Origin of the sequence: Clostridium sp. N3C (genome assembly GCF_900095445.1) — a bacterium.
Lineage (GTDB): Bacteria > Bacillota > Clostridia > Clostridiales > Clostridiaceae > Clostridium_AU.
In genome coordinates this window covers 1-24526 of sequence record NZ_FMJL01000051.1, presented here as the reverse complement: position 1 = coordinate 24526, position 24526 = coordinate 1, and the positions used below count along the sequence as shown (strand labels likewise).

The 24526-nt window shown below is 32.3% G+C and carries 26 protein-coding genes; 8 read left to right on the top strand and 18 right to left on the bottom strand.

Annotation, left to right across the window (positions count from 1 at the left end; translation table 11 throughout):
- The coding region (locus tag N3C_RS15215) for a hypothetical protein (RefSeq protein WP_207648625.1) at nucleotides 1-196 on the bottom strand (196 nt) is incomplete at its 3' end.
- Between the two features lie 425 nt (nucleotides 197-621).
- Here N3C_RS15215 and N3C_RS12355 point away from each other — a divergent pair.
- Nucleotides 622-801: a hypothetical protein gene (locus N3C_RS12355; RefSeq protein ID WP_074366328.1), complete on the top strand. Its 180-nt coding sequence runs from the start codon at nucleotides 622-624 to the stop codon at nucleotides 799-801.
- 975 nt (nucleotides 802-1776) lie between these two features.
- Here the strand turns inward: N3C_RS12355 and N3C_RS12350 are convergent.
- From N3C_RS12350 to N3C_RS12340, 3 genes are all read right to left on the bottom strand, one after another.
- Nucleotides 1777-2550 carry a hypothetical protein gene (locus N3C_RS12350; RefSeq protein WP_207648624.1) on the bottom strand — a complete coding sequence of 258 codons (774 nt, stop codon included), beginning with the start codon at nucleotides 2548-2550 and terminating at the stop codon, nucleotides 1777-1779.
- The gene (locus N3C_RS12345) at nucleotides 2547-3722 is read right to left on the bottom strand and encodes a CHC2 zinc finger domain-containing protein (protein WP_074366326.1); all 1176 of its coding nucleotides are present in this window, start codon (nucleotides 3720-3722) and stop codon (nucleotides 2547-2549) included. Before N3C_RS12345 ends, N3C_RS12350 begins: the two co-directional genes overlap by 4 nt.
- 304 nt (nucleotides 3723-4026) lie before the next feature.
- Complete coding sequence (locus N3C_RS12340; RefSeq protein WP_074366325.1) at nucleotides 4027-6738, bottom strand: DEAD/DEAH box helicase family protein; 2712 nt, start codon at nucleotides 6736-6738, stop codon at nucleotides 4027-4029.
- Between N3C_RS12340 and N3C_RS15345 the strand changes: the two genes are divergently transcribed.
- Nucleotides 6709-7080: a transposase gene (locus N3C_RS15345; RefSeq protein WP_242944097.1), complete on the top strand. Its 372-nt coding sequence runs from the start codon at nucleotides 6709-6711 to the stop codon at nucleotides 7078-7080. The two genes, N3C_RS12340 and N3C_RS15345, sit on opposite strands and share 30 nt — an antisense overlap.
- 412 nt (nucleotides 7081-7492) lie before the next feature.
- Here N3C_RS15345 and N3C_RS12330 read toward each other — a convergent pair whose 3' ends face one another.
- The 9 genes from N3C_RS12330 to N3C_RS12305 form a co-directional block, all read right to left on the bottom strand.
- The gene (locus tag N3C_RS12330; RefSeq protein WP_278281141.1) at nucleotides 7493-8185 is read right to left on the bottom strand and encodes a peroxiredoxin; all 693 of its coding nucleotides are present in this window, start codon (nucleotides 8183-8185) and stop codon (nucleotides 7493-7495) included.
- A gap of 229 nt (nucleotides 8186-8414) precedes the next feature.
- Entirely contained in the window at nucleotides 8415-10154 is a 1740-nt protein-coding gene (locus tag N3C_RS12325) for a putative bifunctional diguanylate cyclase/phosphodiesterase (RefSeq protein ID WP_083604548.1), read from the bottom strand.
- A 106-nt stretch (nucleotides 10155-10260) separates the two neighbouring features.
- On the bottom strand, nucleotides 10261-10434 hold the full coding sequence (locus N3C_RS14885) for a VOC family protein (RefSeq protein WP_143312676.1): 174 nt from the start codon (nucleotides 10432-10434) through the stop codon (nucleotides 10261-10263).
- A gap of 50 nt (nucleotides 10435-10484) precedes the next feature.
- Nucleotides 10485-11363: a hypothetical protein gene (locus N3C_RS12320; RefSeq protein WP_143312675.1), complete on the bottom strand. Its 879-nt coding sequence runs from the start codon at nucleotides 11361-11363 to the stop codon at nucleotides 10485-10487.
- Between the two features lie 192 nt (nucleotides 11364-11555).
- On the bottom strand, nucleotides 11556-11747 hold the full coding sequence (locus tag N3C_RS12315; protein ID WP_441294408.1) for a type II toxin-antitoxin system RelE family toxin: 192 nt from the start codon (nucleotides 11745-11747) through the stop codon (nucleotides 11556-11558).
- A 78-nt stretch (nucleotides 11748-11825) separates the two neighbouring features.
- Nucleotides 11826-11912, bottom strand: coding sequence for a hypothetical protein (locus N3C_RS15540; RefSeq protein WP_373432812.1), 87 nt, complete (start codon nucleotides 11910-11912; stop codon nucleotides 11826-11828).
- 19 nt (nucleotides 11913-11931) lie between these two features.
- On the bottom strand, nucleotides 11932-12048 hold the full coding sequence (locus tag N3C_RS15340; protein ID WP_242944096.1) for a DUF6290 family protein: 117 nt from the start codon (nucleotides 12046-12048) through the stop codon (nucleotides 11932-11934).
- Nucleotides 12049-12440: 392 nt separating this feature from the next.
- A complete protein-coding gene (locus N3C_RS12310; protein WP_074366322.1) occupies nucleotides 12441-13028 on the bottom strand; it encodes a hypothetical protein in 588 nt (195 codons plus the stop codon).
- A gap of 12 nt (nucleotides 13029-13040) precedes the next feature.
- A complete protein-coding gene (locus N3C_RS12305; RefSeq protein WP_074366321.1) occupies nucleotides 13041-16232 on the bottom strand; it encodes a site-specific DNA-methyltransferase in 3192 nt (1063 codons plus the stop codon).
- Between the two features lie 296 nt (nucleotides 16233-16528).
- On the opposite strand from N3C_RS12305, the gene N3C_RS12300 reads away from it, so the two are divergent.
- From N3C_RS12300 to N3C_RS12285, 5 genes are all read left to right on the top strand, one after another.
- Nucleotides 16529-17095, top strand: a complete 567-nt coding sequence (locus N3C_RS12300; protein WP_061858554.1) for a recombinase family protein — start codon at nucleotides 16529-16531, stop codon at nucleotides 17093-17095.
- Between the two features lie 143 nt (nucleotides 17096-17238).
- A complete protein-coding gene (locus N3C_RS15130; RefSeq protein ID WP_178377824.1) occupies nucleotides 17239-17385 on the top strand; it encodes a hypothetical protein in 147 nt (48 codons plus the stop codon).
- 42 nt (nucleotides 17386-17427) lie between these two features.
- Nucleotides 17428-17670 carry a hypothetical protein gene (locus N3C_RS15125; RefSeq protein ID WP_074366320.1) on the top strand — a complete coding sequence of 81 codons (243 nt, stop codon included), beginning with the start codon at nucleotides 17428-17430 and terminating at the stop codon, nucleotides 17668-17670.
- Between the two features lie 29 nt (nucleotides 17671-17699).
- Nucleotides 17700-18032, top strand: a complete 333-nt coding sequence (locus N3C_RS12290; RefSeq protein WP_278281140.1) for a recombinase family protein — start codon at nucleotides 17700-17702, stop codon at nucleotides 18030-18032.
- Between the two features lie 12 nt (nucleotides 18033-18044).
- Nucleotides 18045-19067, top strand: coding sequence for a recombinase family protein (locus tag N3C_RS12285; protein WP_278281139.1), 1023 nt, complete (start codon nucleotides 18045-18047; stop codon nucleotides 19065-19067).
- Here the strand turns inward: N3C_RS12285 and rlmH are convergent.
- The gene (gene rlmH, locus N3C_RS12280; protein ID WP_074366317.1) at nucleotides 19042-19521 is read right to left on the bottom strand and encodes a 23S rRNA (pseudouridine(1915)-N(3))-methyltransferase RlmH; all 480 of its coding nucleotides are present in this window, start codon (nucleotides 19519-19521) and stop codon (nucleotides 19042-19044) included. The genes N3C_RS12285 and rlmH overlap by 26 nt on opposite strands.
- Nucleotides 19522-19883: 362 nt before the next feature.
- On the opposite strand from rlmH, the gene N3C_RS12275 reads away from it, so the two are divergent.
- Nucleotides 19884-20831, top strand: a complete 948-nt coding sequence (locus N3C_RS12275; RefSeq protein ID WP_178377823.1) for a 3D domain-containing protein — start codon at nucleotides 19884-19886, stop codon at nucleotides 20829-20831.
- A gap of 361 nt (nucleotides 20832-21192) precedes the next feature.
- On the opposite strand, the gene N3C_RS12270 is transcribed toward N3C_RS12275, so the two are convergent.
- From N3C_RS12270 to N3C_RS12255, 4 genes are all read right to left on the bottom strand, one after another.
- On the bottom strand, nucleotides 21193-22008 hold the full coding sequence (locus N3C_RS12270) for a MurR/RpiR family transcriptional regulator (protein WP_074366316.1): 816 nt from the start codon (nucleotides 22006-22008) through the stop codon (nucleotides 21193-21195).
- Between the two features lie 348 nt (nucleotides 22009-22356).
- On the bottom strand, nucleotides 22357-23301 hold the full coding sequence (locus tag N3C_RS12265; protein WP_074366315.1) for a transketolase family protein: 945 nt from the start codon (nucleotides 23299-23301) through the stop codon (nucleotides 22357-22359).
- Entirely contained in the window at nucleotides 23298-24107 is an 810-nt protein-coding gene (locus N3C_RS12260) for a transketolase (RefSeq protein ID WP_074366314.1), read from the bottom strand. The genes N3C_RS12265 and N3C_RS12260 overlap by 4 nt, the downstream gene beginning before the upstream one ends.
- 22 nt (nucleotides 24108-24129) lie before the next feature.
- A partial coding sequence (locus tag N3C_RS12255) for a class II fructose-bisphosphate aldolase (protein ID WP_178377822.1) occupies nucleotides 24130-24526 on the bottom strand: 397 nt, incomplete at its 5' end.

The window sequence follows — 24526 nt, the reverse complement described above, 5'->3', positions numbered from 1 at the left end:
GGCTATTTGCTAAATCCGTATATATTTTCTCAACACTGTCTAAAATATTGTAACATTTATCTTTATATTCTCGTAAATCCTTTTTATTATCTTCTTTTATAAACGATTTAAACTCTTGCTTATCTCGTAGTATTACACCAAAATCATATCCGGTATTTATTTTAAAATCAAATAAACATTCATTCAATGTACTCATCCTGCTATTATATTTGACTACATTACTTTGTTAAGACATAACAATCACCTTTATACAATACAAACCTATACTAATATATCCATCTTATAAGTAAATTATAATTCTTTATTGATAATATTGTCAATATTTAACAACTTTATTCTCGAATGCACAAATAAAATTGTATTGACAAGTACAAAGTATTTTGATATTTTAACTTTGACGGAGGGAATAATTCCTGTACCGTCACAACTCGCAGGAGCTTTATCTATGCGAGATTTTTTATTTTGCATAGATTTTTACAATAATAAAGTTTTAATAAGATGTCATTATTAATGAAAATTACTTTATTAGATATAATAAAATTGTGTAAAGACTTAAGACACAAGGTTTTGAACAAATTTATAATAAATAAAATTAAAAACTATGGGTAAGGAAGTACGTCTATGAGGACTGTAGATACAAAAATAATATATAATAAGAATGGTTGGCTTTTACACCTTGTCAGAACAAGAGATGGGATACTGGATACCATAACCTTACAATATCCCATGAAAACTGGTATTAAATCCGTAACAAAACGAAATAGTTTTCCCTTTTGGCTGGGCAGCACAGAAAATGCTTGAGGCTTTTATTAATTTTATATAGTTAGTAGTTTTAGTATATACATAAGGCTTTGTTGATTTTTAAATTGACAAGGCTCTTTCTTTTCTTATATCAAAATTTATAACAAGGATGGATTTTTGCATAAAAAAAATTTATATACTTAATTAGGGATAATTATGTTTTATAGTTAAAAAATCCTAATTATTTGCGTTTATAACTTCTATTGTTGATAATGCTCCGTTTTTCTATCCATTTCTCGCTTCTCATAACTTATCTATTGTAGACTGCCTGGTTTTAAAATCGTATTCATGCTAAATTACGTTTTTTAATATATTTTTCTCTGTTTATAATTCTATTAATTGATATTAATACAAATTAATATAAACCAATTGTAATTAATACATATTAACTTGTATTAATCGGATTGTTTTAATACTACCAGTTTAAAATTTCTCTAAATTACTAATTCCCCAAAAACAAAATCTATTGTCTTTTCCTATAAACTTAAATTTAAAATCGTATTCGTTTTTAGAAACCTTTTTTGGCAAAAAATAAGGACTATTTCTATTGAAACAGCCCAATTAACACGATTTTAAACATCTATACGTTTTTAAAAACACTTTTTATCGAAAATATCTCCAGTAACAACTCATAAATATAATATGTATGCCGCAGCAGCCAATGCTGCACGACTCAATAAACCTACATTTTCTTTAGAAAAGATGAAAGAAGTTTTTTATTATGGCAACTAAATTTATATTAACAGCACAAAGTGCTGATGAGAGCTTTTATGTACGGTGGGCAATTAAAGCCCACTTGATGATTTTGAAGGATTTTATTATGAGACAGCCTAAATAGGCTGTTGGGAAGCAATTTTGTTTTATAATTCGCAGCCTGAGGCTGCGAATTATACTTGTTTAGATAAAAACTAAATGTGTATTACCCCGTTGAAACCAATATATATAATGATATTTAAAGGAGTCAAGTATTTTTTCTTATGCAGTTTTTTTATACAGAACATAACTATATCCCTTTAAACCAAACCTTTGTAAAAGTTCTTTATTAGCTTTACGGTATTCAAAATTATATTTATCAATCAACACAGGAATAAGCCTTTTATAATTAATATACTTGTTTTCTTTTTCTACTACTTCTCCATCTATTATAATTTGTTTATCATAAATATCATCTAATATAACATAACCTTTTTTCATAATCTCTTCAACTACATAGCTTTCTATTAAATCTTGTACTTTTCTTGTAAAGCTACTGAATTCACAGTCCTTATAAATGTCTCCAGCAACCTGTTTGTCATAAATATTTTCTATTAATACCTTGCTAACTGTCTTTATAGAACTATATCCCTTTTTTAACATCTTATTTGCCATTTCATCTGATTTTTGTATAACTTCACCTAAAGGAGGTACTGTATAAAAGTTAATCATCCTTTGTCCTTGTTTTTTTGCAATCTCTTTAGCATTATCTAAAAGCGCTTCTGGCACATCTTCTTTAGGAACTTTGTTTATTAGTTTCAAAGCACAAAACAGATTTATATATTGGTTTGCCTGCTTAACATTCATCCCCAGTCTACCAGCTAAATATCTGTTTGAAAAAAAGAAGATATTCTGTCCGTCAAGACTGAATTTATCGAATGTAATATTCTCTAAACCTATCTGATTAATCTCTGCCAATACCCTTATGCCCCAACGTATAGTTTTATTTAGGCTTTTATATTGCTGTAGAAAAGATTTATCAAACAATCTATTCAAATTCTGTATATATTTTTCCTCTTGAGATTTTTCCATCTTTCATCTGGCATTTCAATAGAAAATTTCTGACATAAATACTTAACAGCTTCTATAAATGTAATAGACTTCATTTTGCATACTATGTCAATAATGTCCAATCCATTTTCATTATGAAATTTACAAATAGGCGAATTACAAAAATATTTATATACACCTTGCTTATTTGTAATTACAGCCGAAGGGTGATTATCATCATGGAAGATACATCTAAAAGCTACATTAGGTTCTGATTTTATTCCGAGAACTTCTCCCATATCCTGCCTTCTTAAATAATCAACAATATCTTCAATAGTATTAAACTCTTTATTTTCCCATTCTTTAAGAACAACTATATCAGTAACCTCTTTTAGAACTGATGGTTTGCATTTTTCTTCTAATACCTTATTCTCTTTAATATTAGCCTCAATTTTTTTAGAAATATTATTTTGTATAATTTGTAAATCACATTGTAAAGCATCTGCAATCTCGTGCTGCGTATAGCGAAGATGAGAATCAAATTTTATACATTTTATTCTAAATGGATTCGATGGATCTTTTAAATGCAAATAATTAGGAATACGGAGTATCCTGTTTAAATCTACAATATTTGGATCAGTGTTGAATTTATTGATTATAGCTTTTTGTATTGGTTTAAATAAACTCAAATCCTGATTCTCTTTCTTCAACAGCCAATAGAAATGGAATCCATTTTTAGTTTCAACAATAATTGAAGGTTCAATTTCAAACTGCTTCAACTGTATCAAAAAATCCTGCTTACTCTTTTCTATTTCGTCATCAGTCCTATATTTTATTATTTTCTTTCCATTCTCATCGAAACCAGTAACTTCTTTGCCAAAATCAGCATCTCCAAAATGTGCTGTAAGAGAAGTTATATCTTTACTTCTTTGCCCTCCGTTATTTACTACGAAGAATATGCCACATCCTTTTCCTTGGTATCTTTTAAATACCATTCGCATAAACTCATACTCTTCTTCAGTATCAAGCATAAGACAATTTTCACTTTTAGCAAATGCTTTAGTACTATCTTGAGCCATTCTAAAAAATACAGGTTGTCCTAATTCCTTAAAAGCAAGAAGAAATTGAAAATCATCTATTTGTAAATCCTTTCTATTATATATATCTATATCAAACACTTTGACCACCATCTTTGAAAATTATGTAAATGGCACTTCTAACAATAATTGGTGGTCTTATTAAAGGCGAAAAAATAAAAGCCCTATTCAAATTACATTTTGAATCCGACTTTATCATTCTTATAACTGTTATCTAAATTAGTTTTCCTTTGATGTTTTTACTGTATCAAAACAAAAAGCCTTATGTCAAGTTTTACATACTTTTTGTTTTTTGTGAAAAAAGTACAACAATAAACTCCTAAATAGTGAGTAGTAGGGGGTTATTGTTGTACTTATTAACCAGTAATTTATTTTATCTATATTTTTATTTTAAAGCCTTGTTTATAAGTTTTTCTATATACTTTTTATCATCCCTTTGTAGAAGAACATTGCACTTCTCGAGTTCTTCCTTTGTAATAGTGCCTCTCCAGCTTTCCTTTATCTCTGATAGGCGGGTAGGAGTTACAATAAAAGAATTAAGTATTACGTTGGGATTAGTTTTGCATAAATTAGCTTGTAGCTCTTTTATTTTCTTGTACAACTGTATTTTGGGGTTTTCCTCTCCCCCCGAGATACTCCTTATTCCCTTTGGATCAATAAATGCAATATACTGCTTGCTTCCCTCTATAATCCACATTATGAAATCTGGATAAAAGTTCCCTGCTTCAAAAAAACCTATGCCTGACTTTGCCTTATTTCTCAAAAGATAAAGCTCTTTATCATTAAAGAAATCCTTATTTTTTGTGCAGTAATCTCTTAAATCCAATACAAACTGCCTTTCCCCTTCGTTAAGCTCAACTGGACTTACTGAAATATTATCCTCATACTTGTCAACATGAATAAGAGGGGAATACAGATGCTTTTCAAAATCAATAATATCAAAGGTTCCATGAGAAAAACTTTCCATATTAAGTCCTTCAACTGACTTTCCCTCTGAAGCCTTTCTTAAAGCATCTACCAATGAATCAAGCCTTGCTTTTATGGTTTCCTTTTTTCCATCATCATAAACTGTTATGCTGTACTCTCTAACAAAATTTCTATCGTCTTTTTCTAAACCACGATATTCAAGATTCGGCAGTTCGTAGGATTGTCTCATGTAATTATAAAATGCTTCACAATATTTTTTAAGAAGCACCGTAGTAATCTCCTGAAAGCGCATATAACTTCTAAAATCTTTGATTTTAAGGTCGTCTTCGGGAATCATAAGTATATACCAAGTATCATCCTGCATAATCTCTCTCAATATTACCTTTGGTATGTTCAAATTGTACCATGATTTTTCATTTTTAAATCTTTCAAGCTCGAAATATACCTTGTCAAAGTCTACAAAAGCCAAATGTTCAGGCTTTAAGGTATCTATATGTTTGTTTACATTATCAGGTGAGCCTGATTTATCATCGCTGGAAATATATTGTATCCTCTGATAATAGTCAAGAACTATCTTCTTCATACCAGGGTAAGACGAAGGCAAATTAAGTACTGGCCTTGGTCCTTTTCGTTTAAAATCCAGCCCTTCCTTTAATTTAAGTGTTTTTAATCTATTTAATTTTTCTTCATCTAAATTTATTACCGTTTGCACAAAATAGTTAATCTTGTTTTCTTCATCAGGCATACCTTCTTCTTTTAAGTATTCCTTAAATTGCTGCATATAGTCCGCCCTAACGCCAAAAACATTAAGCGTTTCCACTAAACTTATAATGCTTTGAAACTTTTTAGAAAGCAGAGTTGAAGGAACATTCTCTGCTTTCTTACTTCTCTTTAAGCAGAATTCATAACCTTTTAATCTGACACCACGTCCAAATAGTTGAATAACCTCCGAACCTTCTTTTTTGCCCATATTCATAAGTCCCATGGTACTAACACGCCAGCTGTTCCAGCCTTCAGAAAACTTCTTTGAACCTATTAGTACATTAATAGTAGAGTTAGTTTCATTGATGCTTCTAAACAATGAGCTTGAAAAACCACGTTTTTCTGTATTAAGTCCAATATCTTCGCACAACTTTATAAGTTTACTGCTGTCACCAACATTTATGCAGCCAAAATAGTTTTCAGCATCTCCAACTTTTAATCCTATTTCTCCATCTGTTCCATTTAAAATATCTATATGAAGCTGTGCCCCTGGTATTGCATCTGCAAATATAATTTTAAGCATATCCATGAAAATAGCATCTTGAGATAAGCCTTTACCTTTAAGGTAGAAAAAACTGTCTCTAAATATCTCCCTGTTTTTACTATCAAGTAGCCCAGCATTACCACTTAAAAGCCTCTGTATATTATCTACTGTTTTATTTCTTTCATTTTTAATAAACCTATCAAAAAACAATAATATATCAATAACATCAGATACATTCTTTTTATTCTCGGTTCTAACGGCATTTACAGTACTACCTACAAATACTAAAAGAGGTTTTTCTATCATAAAAGGATTTAAAGCTTCCCTGTTTTCTTCATATATTTTAAGCTGCTGATAAAACATCATAAGACATGCAGTAAGATACAAATTTCGCATATCCTCATCTTTGTCATCTGCAAGGTTTAAAATATTATAATCCTTTCCATATCCATCACCATGGAAATACCTATAGGAATAATCAAAAATGATACACTTTGCGTATTCCTGTATAAGTTTAGAGTCATTTTTAACTGCCTGACCAAAGGTAGCAGAATACTCAAAGGAAAATCCCTTCTCACATAAAGTATCTCTTTTTTGTTTCCAGTCCTTTCCGCTGCTTCCCCTGTGTCCTTCATCAACTAAAACAAGATTATTCTTTTCAAAAAAATCTACTGCTACTGTTTTTTCCTTGGCTTCATCCTTAAGTTTATGAATATCAATGATTTCTATTTTTTTCTCACTATTTGTTAGTAATCCTCCAGCATTTTTATCAAACAGCTCGGCTTTAAATCCCGATAACTCAAGCTCTATAAGGTGCTGGTTTGAAAGCCCCTCGCTTGGAGTTAAAAGTATTACTCTGTTTATTTCCCTTTCTCTGCCGTGGAGTTTTAAATAATGCATATATTGAAGTATATTTATGTGCATAATAAGCGTCTTACCAGAACCTGTTGGCGTATTGAGGAATACTTTCGTTTTAAAAAACAGGCATATAACTTTGAAAACTTCCGTGTTAGAAATTTGAAGGCAATCAATAACCTTAACCAGCTTCTGACATATGCATTAGGATTTGTTGCCATGCTCTCAGACCAGGTAGGTTCAAATAATCTATCAGATAAAATGATTAAAAACTCAAAGTCACTACGTAGCAAAGTCTTATTTCATTCCTATCAAATTGCAAAAGGAATAGCAAATACCTTAGCTTATGCAAGAAGTGGAATTAAGGCATGGCAAAAGATTCGCCGTGCAAAGCCACACCAACAGTTATAATTAAAATTAATATGTTGAGCACGACCAACTGAATAACGTTATTATTTGGCAGGTTTATTAAGGTCGTCTATTTTTAATAAATTTACAAAAATAAAAATATAGGGACTAAGATTACCAAAGCTACGCATAGATATAAGGAATCCATGCAAAATACGGAAACTCAAGTTACCTTCTACTTTTATAGCCGTTAAGAGTAGAAGGGTTGAAATCCACAACAGCCCCCTACTGTAATTGATGACGTAAAGATCCAAGAGTCAGGGAGTCTACCTAAAATTGAGTTTTAATATGCTTTTGGAAGCATCTTTAGGCAAAGAGATGATACTAATACACATTGCAATTTCATTGACAAAAAATCGGGTAGTTTAAAGTTTATATTAACACTTCAAACTACCCGTAAATCCTGACTTCTGATCTAACTTTGACCCCCATCTTCAATTTTATTATTTATTTCCTTATAACATAAATACCAATCCATACATGAATAACCATCTTGATTGCTTATTCGTTGTTTTAATCCTTCATAAGTAGTAGGGGCTGGAATAATTACTGGCATACCTGGCATCCAATCTGCAGGCGTCGCTACTTTTTCTGCATCCGACATTTGTAAGGCATCCAAAATTCTTAATATTTCAGGTATATTCCTTCCTATAGTTAACGGGTAATACAATATTGTCCTTAAGATTCCTTGCGGGTCAATGATGTATACGCTCCTCACAGTGGCCGTTTCACTGGTTGCTGGGGATATCATACCGTAAAGATTCGATACCTTTAGGCTCCTATCATCAATAACTGGAAAAGGTATCTCTATACCCGTATTGCAATAAATATTATATACCCACGCAAGATGCGAAGCATTACTATCTACACTTAAACCAATAAGTTGTGCATTTCTTTCAACAAAGTAGGGAAAGTACCTTGCAAATGCTATAAACTCAGTCGTGCATACTGGTGTAAAATCTCCTGGATGTGAAAATAATACAACCCATTTCTCACGAAAATTAGATAATTTAATATTCCCAAAGGTAGTGATTGCTTCAAAGTCAGGTGCCATGGCGCCAATCTGAGGAAACAAGTCCTTGGAATACTTACGTCTATATCCATGAATTTCTCTCCTTTAAAAGTAAACTTCATAATATTATATTCATGAATAAGATATATGTTCAATAGATATTTATGATAATCTATAGTTCTATCGTAACAACAAGAATGTTCCTGATGTAATTAAACATAGTCCTACCATGGCTTTTTTGTTACTTTTTCCCCTAAAAGTAAATATTAAAAAACTATGGTAACTTCCAATCTTTTCGATTGTACTTAGTATGCCTTTAGCTAATTCAATTTGTCTGATTATAAAGAATACTTTTTATATCCTCTAGTATCATAGGTTTATAGAAATAAAAACCTTGTATCTCATCACACATTTCATCCCTTAAAAATGCATATTGCTCCTCCGTCTCTACTCCCTCTGCTAATACATCAATCCCAAGATTTTTTGCTAACCTAATCATACTTTTTACTATTTCCTTTTCCTTATGGGTATTTTGTGATAGCCCTTGAATAAACTCCATATCAATTTTAATCAAATCTATTGGAAATGTCTTTAATCTGCTAAATGATGAATAACCCGTTCCAAAATCATCAATTGCTATCGTAATTCCAAGGTTTTTTAATTCTGTTATACGTTGTAATACGTAGGGTTCCTCATTAAAAGCTATATTTTCTGTAATTTCAATCTGAATATTAGATGCAATCGCGTTTGTATCCTCTAATATTTTACTTATATTTTTAATAAAATTTTCATCTTTGAGTTGTTCTAATGAAAGATTAATTGAAATGCGATAATCTTTCTGAAAGATTTCTCTACATTGTTCACAAACAGTTTTAAAAACCCATAATCCTATTGGAATGATCATTCCAGTTGTTTCCGCTAATGGTATAAAAACATTTGGTGAAACTATACCATATTCTGAATTATTCCATCGTAAAAGTGCTTCGAACCCGATTATTTCTTTTGTATCTGCTTTCACTTGTGGTTGATACCGGATAAATAATTCATGATTGTCAAGTGCCCTATATAGATGGTTTTTCATTTTTAGTTTTTTTACAACATCGTTTTTTATTTTCGTAGAGCAATATACACATTGGTTTTTTCCCTTGCCCTTTACTGAATACATAGCAATATCAGCATTTTTAATCAGTGTTTCTGGTTCTTCTCCATCCACTGGGTAAACAGCCACACCGCTACTTGCTGTAATTACAAATTCTATATTTTGAACGTGAAATGGTTTTTTAAAGATATCCATAATCTTTGTAGAAACTTTCTGCATATCTTCTATTTTTTCTATATTAGAAATTTGAACCAAAAATTCATCCCCACTAAGTCTAGATACAGTATCTCCTTTTCTTAAACAATTTTCCAATCGCTTTGCAACTGTTTTTAATACGGTATCCCCAGCTGAATGTCCCAGGGTATCATTTACAGATTTAAATGAATCTAAGTCAATAAACATAACACCTATCAGTGATCCATTCCGTTTTGCCAAATAAATATTCTGCTCCAACCGATTTATAAACAACTCTTTATTAGGTAAATCTGTTAATAAATCATAAAAAGCCATTCTATGCAACTTAATTTCCGACTCCTCAAGTGTCTTTTTTTGATTTACAATTTCCGTAATGTAATCTGTCATTTTTTCTTTATAAAATATAATCAATGTTATAATCGAAAGTACACCAACGTACGAAATTACTCCTGGGAGGGCAGTTGATGATTTTATATTGTTCATAAACAAAATTGCCATAATAGTATTGTAAATATTAAGAATAACACTTACTATATATCCGGGTTTGTTTTCTGTTAGCACTAAATAAACAGAAATAAACATCTGCAATTGTGTGATTACCCCTCTAAATGTTTGCAAGCTAATCTCACGCCCTAGTATAATCAATATCCTATCCTCCGCTACATCCTTTAAAGATATAGAAAGAGCCATATAAATCGCAATAGAAATAATTATATTCACGTATTTGCTTATCTTGGAGGGTACTTTTATTTTAGTCTCACGTAGTTCCATACACACCACTTACCTTTCATTTTTTTATCACTCAACAGGAGCACTTGCGACCCTGTTTGTAACAATTCCTATTCCCCTTTTCTGTTATCTTATGTTGTGCTTAAATTTAGTAAGAATATTTTGGAAAAACCCTTAACTGTATAGATACTCCGTTAGGATCATAGACGTAAAAATAACGAGTTTCATCACCAGGCTCCTGAATACTAGAAGGCTTAAGGCCTTTATCTATTGCAAGTTTGTGCATTTCATCTAGCTTATCTGTCTCAAAACAAATAAACATACCTTTCCCTTCAAATCGAACACCTTGTACCTAATGACAATCCTTTAGAATTATGCCTTAATATTTAGAGAGGATTCTTGTGTGCTACCTGGAGCAACTCTTTCAAGAGCCTTAATTATGGAAGCAGCATCGACCTTGCGTGAATTTCCTATTACAACTTTGTTTCCCTCAATATTTATATTAACTAAACGGTGTGTGGCTGCTTCAAAAGCCGCACGGGCAGCGTTTTTGGCTTCTATATTTTCCTCACTTGGGTTTAGCTTCACTTCTGCCGCTAATCTGCTATATTCATCCAAAGCCTCACCTTGGGCCTTAACAGTTTCATTATGTGCAGCAGAACCTATATCCCTTTTAGCTTGGGCAAATGCCTCGTTATATATTTCTCTAAACTTGACCAAGCGAGCACTTTCTGCGGGAGTATTAACAGCCATAAATCCCATACCACCACCGAGAAAAGGTGGAAGTTCGCTATACATACCAATCATGTTGCCACTGGAATCTCTAAAATTAATAAAGTTATTTCCGATATCCCTATTGTTGGGAAATAAATTACTTCTTTGCATTAGCATCTGCAAAATACAAGTACGATTCATATTAAGTGCAGGTATCATACCTTGTAATTTACTCGACAAGCCTGATAAGGTATTGCTTATAAAGCCTCGCCTGTCAGGAGAAACCCCAGAAGCTGCTAATCTCATTAATTCTTGGTGCTCATACCCACGATGTGCTTGCGAAAGATTTTTCCCCGCTGTAAAATCTCTTTTTGTTAATTCTTCAAATGCTGATCTTAATTCAGCATCGCTCATATTGGAAGCACCCTTGGTAGGCATGCCACCGACCCCAAAATTAGGTGGGTTATTTATGTGAAATGTCTGTCTTGTGCTTTGTTGATTCATGCCAATAGGCGGTTGATTTCTGTTAATTATCATATTTCATTCACTTCTTCTTAATATATATCGACATATCTATAAGAATATTAAGTGGAGATTTTTAATAAAAGTTTCCGAAACCCTTGATACTAAAGCATTTATGCACCCTGTCACTATTATGACACGAGCCCCTGTAGATAAAAAGGCTAAATCAAACAATCTAGCCAAAAAATATCTGAATTAATAATTATACTATATCTTTTTATAGATTTCTCCTCTATGTCCTATCCCAATTATTAATATCCTAACTTCATCATTTATTTCAGCAATTATCCTATAATCTCCAACCCTATATCTCCAATACTCCTTAAATTTACCTTTTAATGATCTACCTAATACTCTTGGATCAGTCGTATTTTCTAGATTTTTAGCTATCCAATTCACTATAATTCTTTGGTGGGTAATATCTATTTTTTTAACTGTTTATCCGCATTTTTCTCAAATAAAATCTTATATTTCATACTAAATTTCTAGCTTTTTCTTTACTTCATCAAAAGAAATATATTCTGTTTCATTGTTTTTAAGTTTTTCTTCATAAGCTAAAATCACCCTTAAATCAGTTTCATCCTCAATTTTTTTCCAAGGCTTCCTTCATTAAGGTTGATAGAGGAATATTTTTAAATTCAGCATACTCTTTATGAATTCTTTCTTCTTCACTATTTAATCTTACAGTTATTGTACTCATGAAAACCTCTCCTTTCTCTAAATATATTGTACCACATTGTATTGCAGGGCACAATGGAAACATAATTTTAATACGGTAATTTTCTCCAAGCCTAATTATTGAAATATCATTATAAATTTCTAAGAGAAATAAAAAAATTTTCATCCTTGTTCCAATATATAAACTATTTCAGCTTAATATAATATAAATATTGTTCAGCAGTCCGGGAGACCACAGGTCTCCCCTACAAATATTATTACAATTGGTAGGGGCGTACCTTTGGTCGCCCGCTTGCGCCGCATCAATCTACTTATATGAAACTTATATATTTCTAATTATAAATATATCAAATAATTCTAAATGATAAATTCTTCCCTCTCATGCACTGCTTACAACAATTATACCTAATTACTCTAAGCAATGCATGAATTATTTTTGATAAAAGTTTCTGAAACCCTTATTGCTAAAGCATTTATGCACCCTGTCACTATTATGACACGCTCCCCCGTTGCATTCCAAAAGGCAAGTTTATTTAAATCTTCCAAAGTATATTCATCTATCCTGTCAGCCTTTTCTTTATCGCTATTAAAACTTCTTACATATTCATTTAGTTCTTCCAAAAACTTATTAGGTTCAGAAAAATACTTATCAAGATAGATTTCAGAAAAAAGCAGAGAAAGATATTGAAAATACTTCCATTTAATTAAATGTCCCCTTTTTTCTGATATACGGAATGTATGTTTTACTATATTTTCATCATACTGTATAAGTTTACCCTGTGGAATAGCACATTGGCTGGCAAACTGCTCAATTAGTTCCTTGCAGTATATGGTATTGTTATTTTCGTCATATCCCTCATTTTCTACTTTCTTTATTTCACTTGAAAGTTCTTCAAATGAATTTACTCCAAAAAGATTAAGCATATACTGATTAAGCACTAATTTTTTATAAAACTCCAGTGAGGAAGCCTGTTTCTTTTTTGTCTGCTTTTTTGTTGCCACAAGACCACCTCCCTATATATCCTGAACATCAAACATTAAACGCTTGAATTCTTCTTCTATAAGCACAACCTTCCAAGTTTCGTCATCCTGTTTTATATTCATAAGGTTATTATCCCCATTTACATAAATTCGGTTGTATTTATTTTTTTGTGTGCTGTATCCTTTTATTTTAAAATATGCATCAAGTGCAGCATTATCCTTTGCAATATCCCCCGTTAAGGTACGCCAGATAATAAGCACTTTATCACCTGAAAGTGTATTTCCTTCTACAGCTTTAAAAGTATATTCTCCCTTTCCGAAATCACTTGATTTTAACTTTACTGCACCGGGAATTTCTGAATCTAAATCAGCTTCGGTATCAAAGCTCTCTTTTACACATATATTCGTAACTACAAGGCCTAAAAGGTAGTTAAAGGTTTCAACTAAATCAACATTGACCTTCTTTGTTTCTAATCCATCTGCTATTTTCATCTTATAATCAAAAGGATTTGCAAATTTATCAATATTTAAAAGAGATACGCTACTTTCTGCTTCCTTATCCAGCATATATGAAAGAATATATTGTTCTCTTATATCTTTATATTCATCAAGTGCTATCTGCTGTCCCTGCGTTCTCTTTATTTCAATGTTATTTAATGTGTCTTCGTAGGACTCAAGCTTCATGTATTTGAATATGTGGCTTATGCCTTCACGTGAAACAGGTTTTCCATCTTTCCAATCTTTAGAATATATGACCTTCTGAACCCTTGGCTTTGTTACTGTATCAAAATATTCTCCCATTTCAACAAGTATATATTTTCGGCTGCCGCCATCTTCTCTATTAAGATTTATAACTGCATGGGCTGTGGTACCAGAACCAGCGAAGTAGTCTAAAAAATAACCTTGTTTAGAGTTTACTGCAAATAATAAACTTTCCATTAGTTCAATCGGTTTTGGATAATCAATTGTGTTACCAAGTCCTAATGCTTCTAAAGAAAGACTTCCATCACTTTTTAAACTTATTATTGATCTTAATAAGAATGTTTCAACATCCTTAAGGTAAGTTATAGAGCTTGGTTGAATATTTTCATTCGGCGAATACCAAATCCTACCTTTCATCATACTACCATCTGGTAAATAATATGTATCACCATCCTTTTCAGCAGCTCTAAATGTTTCTTCTTTCCATCTCCATCCTTTTTTTGGTATCGGTACAGGTTTGTTTGTTATAGGGTTTATAACCTCATAGCGTGGTCCTTCTGTTTTTGCATTTGGCCAAGATAAATTTATTTTTCCCCATATTTGATAATTTGGATCTAACTCACAATATAAAGTTATTCCTCTATCATAACCTTGTTTTTTATAAAACTCTTTTAGAATGATTTGAGTTTCTGATATAGTCTTATTCTCATTTTTACATTTTTCTACAAGAGCATATATATCTTCTAAATCATCTTTTAACATAACATATGGAAGCTCATTCTTTACTCTGAAACTTTGATCTTTAGAAAATAAATATATATACTCATGAATATTTCCTATTCCTTTATCATTTTTAGGCACTCTCTTGTTCCAAATAAGAGTTTCTACATGATTGTTTTCACCCATAATGTCACATAATAGCTTTCCAAAGTTTAAAAATTCATTTTCGTCGCAACTTGCAAAAAATGCACCATCTTTACTTAAAAAATCTTGGCTTATATTTACTAACTGGTTAAGAAAAGTAACCCAAGTAGAATGAGAAAAATTATCTTTGTACAAAAACTTTCCTTCTTGTCGGTCTTTTTCAGTATTATAGGGAGGATCAATATAAATACATTTTACTTTTTCCTTATATCTCTCCATTAGTAAAATTAATGCCTGAAAATTCTCGCTTTTTATAAGCAATCCATCTGTTTTATCATCTATATCCTTTATACTTTCAATCAACCTCTCTTTAAACTCTTCACTAAAAAAAGCAGTATCAAGAACAAGATAGGGATTGGCTTTTAAAAATTCTAAAGTTAAAGGTTCACTGTATCCATCAATCTCATCAATTGCAAAAAGGTTTTTCCACTCCTCAACCTGTTTTTTATTTTCAACTATTTCTGTGTAAAAATTTTCATCTATTCTATCAAGGGTTATGCAGTAATTTGCTTCAACTACAAACTTTTTCTTAAGCCAAAGTTTCTTTTGAAAGTTTTCTATTTGTTCAAGTAAGGAAATAATTTTATAACCTATATTTTTAATTACCTTTATTTTTGTTATATACTGCTCTATACGCACCTCATGCTCGGTATCAAGGTCATCCAAAAACATAACTTCATTTTTAAGGTAAAAATCAAGCTCCCTTCGCAAAAATCCACCTAAATCCTTATGAATAAAATAGTCAAAGGTATTACGTGCCGTATAATCAGTCAAATGCTTTTCTAAAACTGTCCTTTTAGGATTGGATTCGGTGGGTTTTAATTTAAATATTTCTATGAAATTACGATATTTTACACCTTCGTTGGTAAATATTTCGTTTATCTTTTTAACAGCATTATCAATTAAATCCTTTTGCTTGCTCTCATGTACCTTATATTCAAATTGTATATAAAGCTCATTATTTTCTATTTTTAAAGGTTCTTCTTCATAGAGTACAAACTTGCGTTCTTTATCTTTGTCTGATTTATTGTTATCTTTTTCTGTAGATGCTTCTATAAGCTTAAAATGTACCTTTTTACCTTCTGGTAATGTAAAAGTGTAGTCCCTAAAGTATTCAGTGGTTTTTATGTAGTATTGGTCGGCATTAGCCCAATAAAGTTTAACTTCCTCACCTTCGTAGGGTATTGCATATACGCCCTGTTTATAGCGACGCTGTGATATAAAATCACCATTGCTGTAATAACGGCTGAAAAAGTCTGTAAGATGAGAATATATTTCTTCCTCCGCCTTTTCTATATCCATTCCCATATCAAGCTGGTTTTTAAGTGCTACATATTTGGCACTACTTTCATAAACTACTCCTGTATCATCCAGTGTCTTTTTCAAATCCTCAAGCTCTTTTTTAAGGCTTTTCTGTTTTGAAGATATATATCTTTCTAATTGTGAACGCACCTGCGGCAAAAGCTCTTCACTTAAAAACTTTTCAATTTCTTTTCTCCTGAAATTCATAATCCTGTAAATGCCAAAATCAAGATCTGCCTGATCGAGCTGAAACATTTGCTTAAGCAATGATATAAGTTTTTCATAATATTTACTCATAAATTTCAAACCTCCCTCTAAATTATTTATCTATTGTAAATATAAGTTAATTTCTGTATTCGTTTGATATTTTCATCATTTCAGTTACCAAAACAAACTTCAAACTATAGTATATCATTATACATAATACCGGACAATAGAATAATAAATGTAGCTCTGTTTCAAAAATTACACTTTTTAGGACACATCATACTAATATCCTTAAATCCTTCTTTCCCACTTTTGAAACATCCCAAAAATCATCTTGACGTTTTAGGATACTTTTCATAGAATCATGCTGAAGGTGGTGAACTAATATGAAAATTGGTTATATTCGTGTAAGTAGCAAAGATCAGCATGAGGATAGACAAGTTAAAGCACTTCAAGATATTGTAGATAAAATGTACATAGATAAGACAAGTGGAAAGGATACCAATAGACCCTGTCTTCAAGAAATGCTATCATTTATCCGAGAAGGCGACATTTTATATATTGAAAGTATCTCTCGTCTTGCCAGAAATACAAGGGACTTCCTTGAGCTTATGGATACATTTACATCAAAAGGTGTTAGTGTTATTTGCCTTAAAGAACCAATAGATACTACAACACCTGCTGGGCGGATGATGGCAACAGTTTTTGCCAGTATGTATCAGATGGAAAGGGAAAACATAAGACAACGACAAAGGGAAGGAATAGAGGTTGCAAAACAAAGAGGAGTAAAATTTGGTCGACCAAAAACAAAAATGCCAAAGGATTTTGAAAAGACTATTAAAAGATGGAGGAATAAAGAAATTACAGCAGTTAAAGCTATGGAATTATTAGGACTAAAGCGTAACACCTTCTATCGTTTAGCACGTGAATACGAAACCAATCAAAGGGTGTAATACCCTTAATTTTTTTTGCAGTAAAATTTGATTTTGCTCCCGTCTCTATAATACAATCTAACTGTAATAAACAATCCCCCAATTTAGTTAGCTGTAAAGGAGGTTTTACTGTTCCATATTATACATTAGGGGGAATGGTAAAGATGAACAAGATTGATGCAATAATAAATTATAATGATAAGGACTGTAAAATAAATGCATTTTTAGATGTGCTTGCAGATATTCTGCAAGATGCATCATTAAATGAAGGAGCTTCACAAAAAAGTGAATCACCTTCGTTTTTGATGTAATATACTTATTTTATGATTATAATTCCTAACGGAGGGCTAAATATGAATGAATTTAAAAATAAAGAAATCAAAAGTGCATATATCTATACACGTGTTTCAACCGAGGAACAAACCCAAGGTTTCTCTCTTGAGGCACAAGCTGATGATATAAAAAATACTGTGAATATCACCATATTGCCATTAAGGGTGAATACTGCGATGCAGGAGTCACTGGAACTTGTATTGAAAAAAGAGAAAATTTTAAGCAAATGCTTCGAGATATTAAAACTAATAAAGACAATATAGATGCTATCATTATTTAGAAATTATCCCGTATCGGACGTAATATGTTAGATCTGGTTGATATTGTAAGATTTCTTGAGGAACATGATATTGTTATCGTTAGTATTACTGACAATATAGATACATCAAGCATGCTGGGAAGATTTTCCTTTTACCTTGTTGGAGCTTTCGCTGAAATGGAAAGGGAAAACATTATCTCACAGGCAAAAAACGGCATGAAAAAACGTGCACAGGAAGGCTTATGGAATGGCTGTCCTGCTCCAATTGGCTATAACAATTTTAAGGATGGCAGGGGGCTTATAGTAAACCAAAAGGAAGCAGAAATCGTAAAGGCTATATTTGATATGTATACTAATAAAAGATAGGGATACTCAAAGATTTGTCAATTTTTAAATAACAATCTTGATATATATGCTACCAAGAATGATAAAAGCTGGAGCTATTCCACCGTTAAGCAAGTATTGGATAATCCCGTTTATGCAGGCTTTATCAGGTGGGGTAAGCAGCAAAACTGGTCTAAAGAACGCCGAAAAGGAACTACTAATGAATTTATTCTTGTAAAAGGGACACATGATCCAATCATCTCCGAGGAGCTTTGGGAGCGAACAAAAGAACTTCGTAAAGACAAAAAAGCTCCTGAAAAGCATCAGAATATGCACTACCTATTGTCGGGACTGGCAAAATGTCCAGAGTGCGGAGCAAGTATGGTAAGTCAAAGAATCTCAAGAAAGCGAAAGGATGGTAGCAAAGTTTGGTACAGATATTATTGCTGCTCCCAGTGGGCAAATAAAAAAGCTGTATGTAAACCCAATTTAATAAAAGCTAATTTACTGGAACAACAGGTAGTAGAAAGAATAATGTCATTTGTAAAAAATCCTAACCTGCCTGAAATTCTTGCGAAGCGACTTGGAAAATCAACTGATATAAAAGAGCTTGAGAAAAAGTTAAAATCAATAGAAGCAAAAATCAAAAAGTTAAAGGCTGATGAGGATAAATACTATGAATACTTGGTTGATGATAAAAAACTAAAAATATTAAAAGAGGAAAAGGTACTTGAAAAAATAAGTGAAATAAATAAAGAAATGGAGCAGCTTGAAAGGGAAAAAGAAAATCTATCTACGCAAATTGATACAATTAGAAACAATACATTAAACATTGAAAAAATAACAAATATGCTGCAAAATTTTGAGGCTATATTTAACAATGCTCTAGCTGATAAACAAAAGGAATTGCTGCATACATTAATAAAGGAAATAAGGATAAAGAAAACCGACAAGCCGGAGGAAAGGCTTGCCGAGGAGATAATACTCCATTTCAGTGAAATTGACTTAATGAAATTCGGTAAGGAAGAGGAAGGGCAAAAACCGTTTGAGGTCACTTATGATACGGTTCCCCACTAATAATCCTATACCCCCTATAAATCTGCTCCAATACCATAACCCTAAAGAGCTGATGTGGAAAGGTTAATCTAGAAAAGGACATCTTATGATTAGCTCGTTGCTGTACAGACTTAGCTAGGCCTAAGGATCCTCCTATAACAAAAGCAATATTGCTTTCTCCTTTTATACTCAGCTCTTTTATTTTAGCTGCCAGCTCTTCTGAGGAGGGCTGCTTTGCGTCTATTTCTAAGGTAATAACAAACATCTTGTCGGATATATGCTTTAATATTTTCTGACCTTCCTTTTCCTTAATCATTTCTTCTTCCTTTTCAGAAGCATTGTCTGGGGTCTTTTCATCCGGAACCTCAATTATTTCTAGTTTGCAGTATCTAGAAAGTCGCTTTTTATATTCTTCCACTGCATCTCTAAAAAACTTTTCCTTTATCTTACCAACGGCTATAACATATATATTCAAAGCTATAACTCCTTTAATTAAAAGTTTTTCTTTTATTATGTTTATATCCTTACTAACTGTCAAGGGTCATATAAATACTAGCCTAATATAAAAAAAGAGTTTTATCTTTTAAGTATTCCATGAATATCCTTAGTTAAATAAGGTTTATTTTTCTTATTAATGGATATAATTGTTAAAAGCTTCCTTATTCAAAGAACAACCTGTCAACTTTGTATCTAAATTACGACTAAATTTGACAAATAAAATAAAAACCATTATCATCTTATTGTGCGGCTTTGAAAGGAGTGTTTATTATTAATAAGAAGATCCCTTTAGGGAATATTAAATTCCCAAGGAAATTCGTATTACCAGCACTGCTAATTTTGGTTTCATGCATTTTAGCAGTAGTATTAATCACTAAGAGGAAAGACGTAACACTAATAATTGACGGTAAGACAACTAATATAGTTACTTATAAGGATACCGTAAAAGCAGCATTAATAGAAAATGACATAGAAATCGGAGAAAAGGATAAAATAAGTCCAAATCTTGATGCGGAACTTGTAGATGATACTACAATAACTATTAAAAGAGCCGTTAATGTAACAGTATCTGTGGATGGAAAAAATTTGGACATACTCACTGCAGAGGAGGACGTAGAATCCCTACTAAATACAGAGGGTATTGCCTTAAAGGAAAAGGATAAAATAATTCCTCCTAAGGAAACAAAATTATATGACGGCCTAGCTATTGACATTACTAGAGTAGAAAACAAAACAGAAACTGAATCCTCACCGGTAGAATATGAAACGGTAGTAAAAACTGATAGTTCTCTTCCAAATAACATAAGCAAGACTCTCCAAGAAGGAGAAAATGGTGAGAAAAAAATCACCTATGATGTAGTATATGAAGATGGACAAGAAGTGTCTAGAACTAAGATCAGTGAAGAAATTGTAAAAGAACCTAAAGATAAAATAGTAGTAAAAGGTACATATCCCGCCATGCCTATTTCTAGAGGCGGAAGCACTATGTCCTATTCTAGGGTGATTACCGCAAAAGCTACAGCCTACTGGGCTACTAATGGTGTTGGTAAAACCTATACCGCTACAGGTAGAGTTGCTGTTAGAAATACTGAAGGTTACAGCACTATAGCGGTAGACCCAAGGGTTATTCCTTATGGTACCAAGCTTTTTGTTCAAGGCTACGGTTTTGCCATTGCCGCAGATTGTGGCTCAGCTATTAAGGGTAACACAATAGATGTATTCTTTAATACAAAACAAGAGGCCCTTAGCTGGGGAGTAAAGTATGTTAAAGTTTATATACTAGAATAATGTGAAAGAGTAATAAAAGGGTGTCACAAAACTACTGAAAGAGTAGTTTGTGGCACTCTATTTTTTTACTTACTGAAGAATCTTTTTAATTGCCCCTTTACTTTATTACTGGCTTAATTCATTAACCAGTGCTGCTCTAAATGCTTCTGTATTATTAATCATAAATACTGATTATCGGCTACACTTGTTAAAAAAGAGTTTACTGATTCAATTTATAAAAATCAGTAAACTCACCTTAATTACTATATGTTTCCCAATATATACTTGTAACTACTTGCACACTTCCCATATTTTTAGATCTATATTTAAACGCTTGTCTTTCTTAAAAAAATTAACATATTAATAAATAGCAAATATTTTTCTAACCATTAAGACTATATATGCCAGCAATTAGCATATCAGCTATAGCCATTTGAGATATACGTTCAAAAACGTGAACTCCTGGAACTATACCGCTACCATTATAATAGGAATATAAAGATACATCCGCAATATTATTAAGTTTGGACTCTCCCCAAGCAGAAATACTAATGATTTGAGCACCTTTATTTTTAGCATCTTGTACTACATCCAAGACAATGTTACTGTTTCCACTATAGGAAATAGCAATAACTACATCACCTTGGTTATACTGCTCTCGTAAAGAAGGGTAAAAATCTTCATAATCTCTAAACAAGTCAACATGCATTCCAGCCATTCTTAGATAATGATGAATGTGACGAGCAACTATGAAAGACCCTCCATAACTGACAATCTTAACATAAGGTGCATTACTTATTAATTCAATTGCCTTAGATAAACTCTGTTCATCAATCAAACTTTTAGTTTCATTTAATATAGTAGTTAAATTATCTATAACAAATGGAACAAGTTGATCCTTCGAATTTAATTGTTGTATTTTCCTACTAGTTGCAGATATTGCTTCTATAGTATTTCCATATACTGCAGCTTTTTTTAAATCTTTAATACCACTTAACCCTATACTTCTGCAAAAGCGAATAACAGTAGGTTCGCTGACTTTGCTTTCTGTAGCAAGCCTAGCAATGTTATAGTCTAGTATATTTTCACCTATTGACATAACAAGATCAGCCACTTTTCTTTCTGAAAATGTTAAGTCATCATACTTTCGCTTTATAAGCATATTTAAACTAACAGGCATTTTTATATCATCAGCCACTTAAAAACCCTGCTTTCCCTTATATATTTAACAATACATAATTATATTTCTTATACAAAATAATGTCAATGTGAACTCATATCTTCCAGCTGTGAGAATAAGCTTTTATATTAATTCTGATGTAATAGTCTAGTTTTAATAAGAATTATCAACATTTCTTTTGCTTTTATTCCCTTTTTACCACTTATTTATTGTTAAATATCCTCCTGTGCGAAAAATTTCTTTCTTTTATTTTATCGCTCAGGAGGATATTAAGCATGGAATCTGAAGTTTTTACTAGGAAAGTTTTTTTCTTAAATGCTTTTCATGTTGCCAAGCTTTATATGTTGGTTTATATTCACATATAAATTATTTATTTTTTAACAATTCTTTTGCATGGACTAATATATTTTTAGTTGTAAGTCCATATTCATTTAAAATATCTGCTGTTTTGCCAGATTGTCCGAATCTATCTTCTATACCAATTCGATCAAAATGAATACCATCTTGGCCGACAAGGACACTAGAGACTGCTTCGGATAAGCCACCTAGTACATTATGTTCTTCTACAACTAAAATGCGTTTACATATTTTTGAGTATTTTAGTATGGTATCTTTGTCTAATGGTTTTATAGTGTGAATATTTATAACGGTGGTATTAATTTTTTCTTCTTGTAATTGTTCGGCCGCTTCCAGCGCTAAACTTACAGGAAAACCAGTTGATATAATGCATAAATCAGAACCTTCTTGAAGAATTTGTGCTTTTCCTACTTCTATTTCCTGATTTTCTTCTGTAATCTCAGGCCCCCCTTCTCTGGATGTTCTAATATATACAGGTCCATTGATTTCATAAGCTTTTTTAACTAATACCTTAGCTTGGTTATAATCACATGGAGAAAGTATTGTCATATTAGGAATGGCTCTCATGCTTCCAAAATCCTCAATACATTGGTGTGAACCACCATCTCCTACAGGGGTGATTCCTGAATGGCTTCCTACAAACTTTACATTTGCCTTACTATAGGCGGCACAGTTACGAATAATTTCTCCGGCACGGCCAGCCATAAAAATTGCAAAGCTTGAAGCAAAAGGTACATAACCTGTACGAGATAAACCAACAGACATACCAACCAAATTCTGCTCAGCTATACCTACATTAATAAATCGGTCTGGAAACTTCTTTTGTATAGTGGAAGAACCAGTAGCATGAGAAAGGTCTGCATCAAGACAAATTACATCACTTTTCTCAGCCATGAGTTCTGCTAAACCATCACCGTAACCTTGTCGTGTTGCTTTTATATTATTTTTGTTCATAATAGACCTCCCAGATCTGCTTTTGCTTGGGCCATCAAATCACCTTGTGGTACATTGCCATGCCAAGCAAAGTTGTTTTCCATATAAGATACCCCTTTGCCTTTAACTGTTTTTGCAATAATGCAAAGAGGTTTTCCCTTAACCTTAATGTCTAAAGCTCTCTGAATATCCTCAAAACAATGTCCGTCGATTTCTTCTACTGCAAAACCAAAAGCTTTCATTTTTTCAGATAGGTTTCCTAATGACATAACATCTTCTGTACTTCCATCTAATTGCAAACCATTGTAATCTACAATCATAGTAAGGTTATCTAGTTTGAAATGGGATGCTGCCATTGCTGCTTCCCAGACTATACCTTCTTGTAATTCACCATCACCGGTTATAACGTAAACATGATTGTCTAGGTTTTGGCGAGCAAATCCTAAAGCCATACCTACAGCCACAGAGAAACCTTGTCCCAGTGAACCTGTACTACAGTCAATGCCTGGACATTTATTCATATCTGGATGTCCTTGCAACTTACTTCCAAATTTACGGAGGGTTAAAAGTTCCTCCTCAGCTATATACCCTTTGTCTGCCAAAATAGCGTACAAGGGAGGGTTAGCATATCCTTTACTCAATATAAAGCGATCTCTTCTTGGATCATTTGGATTTTCATAGAGACGCATTTTTTCGTAATATAAATAAGTTAATATTTCGATTTCTGAGAATGATCCGCCAGGATGTCCAGAACCAGCTGCCTCAATCATATCTAAGACCTTATATCTTAAACTTGAAGCTTTTTGTTTTAGAAACTCAACGTTCATTTATAGTCCTCCCCTAATTGGATTATGCTTTATTTACACTACCAAATAGTTGCATCTTCTTGATAGCTACTTCTTTACTTGCTTCTAAACCAGGAGCAAGTAATGCACGTGGAGTAAAACCTTTGCCTTTTAAATCCTTACCTTCTTCTATGTATTTTCTAGTTGCTGCTGTAAAGGCTAGCTGACATTCAGTATTTACATTCACCTTGCTTACTCCCATTGAAATTGCACGTCTAATCATATCTTCAGGAATCTCGGAACCACCATGAAGTACCAAAGGTAGTCCATTTACACTGTTATTGATTTCTTCAAGTACATCGAAACGTAGGCCAGGCCAACCAGCAGGATATTTACCATGAATGTTTCCAATTCCGGCAGCTAACATATCTATGCCTAGATCTGCCATTAGCTTACACTGG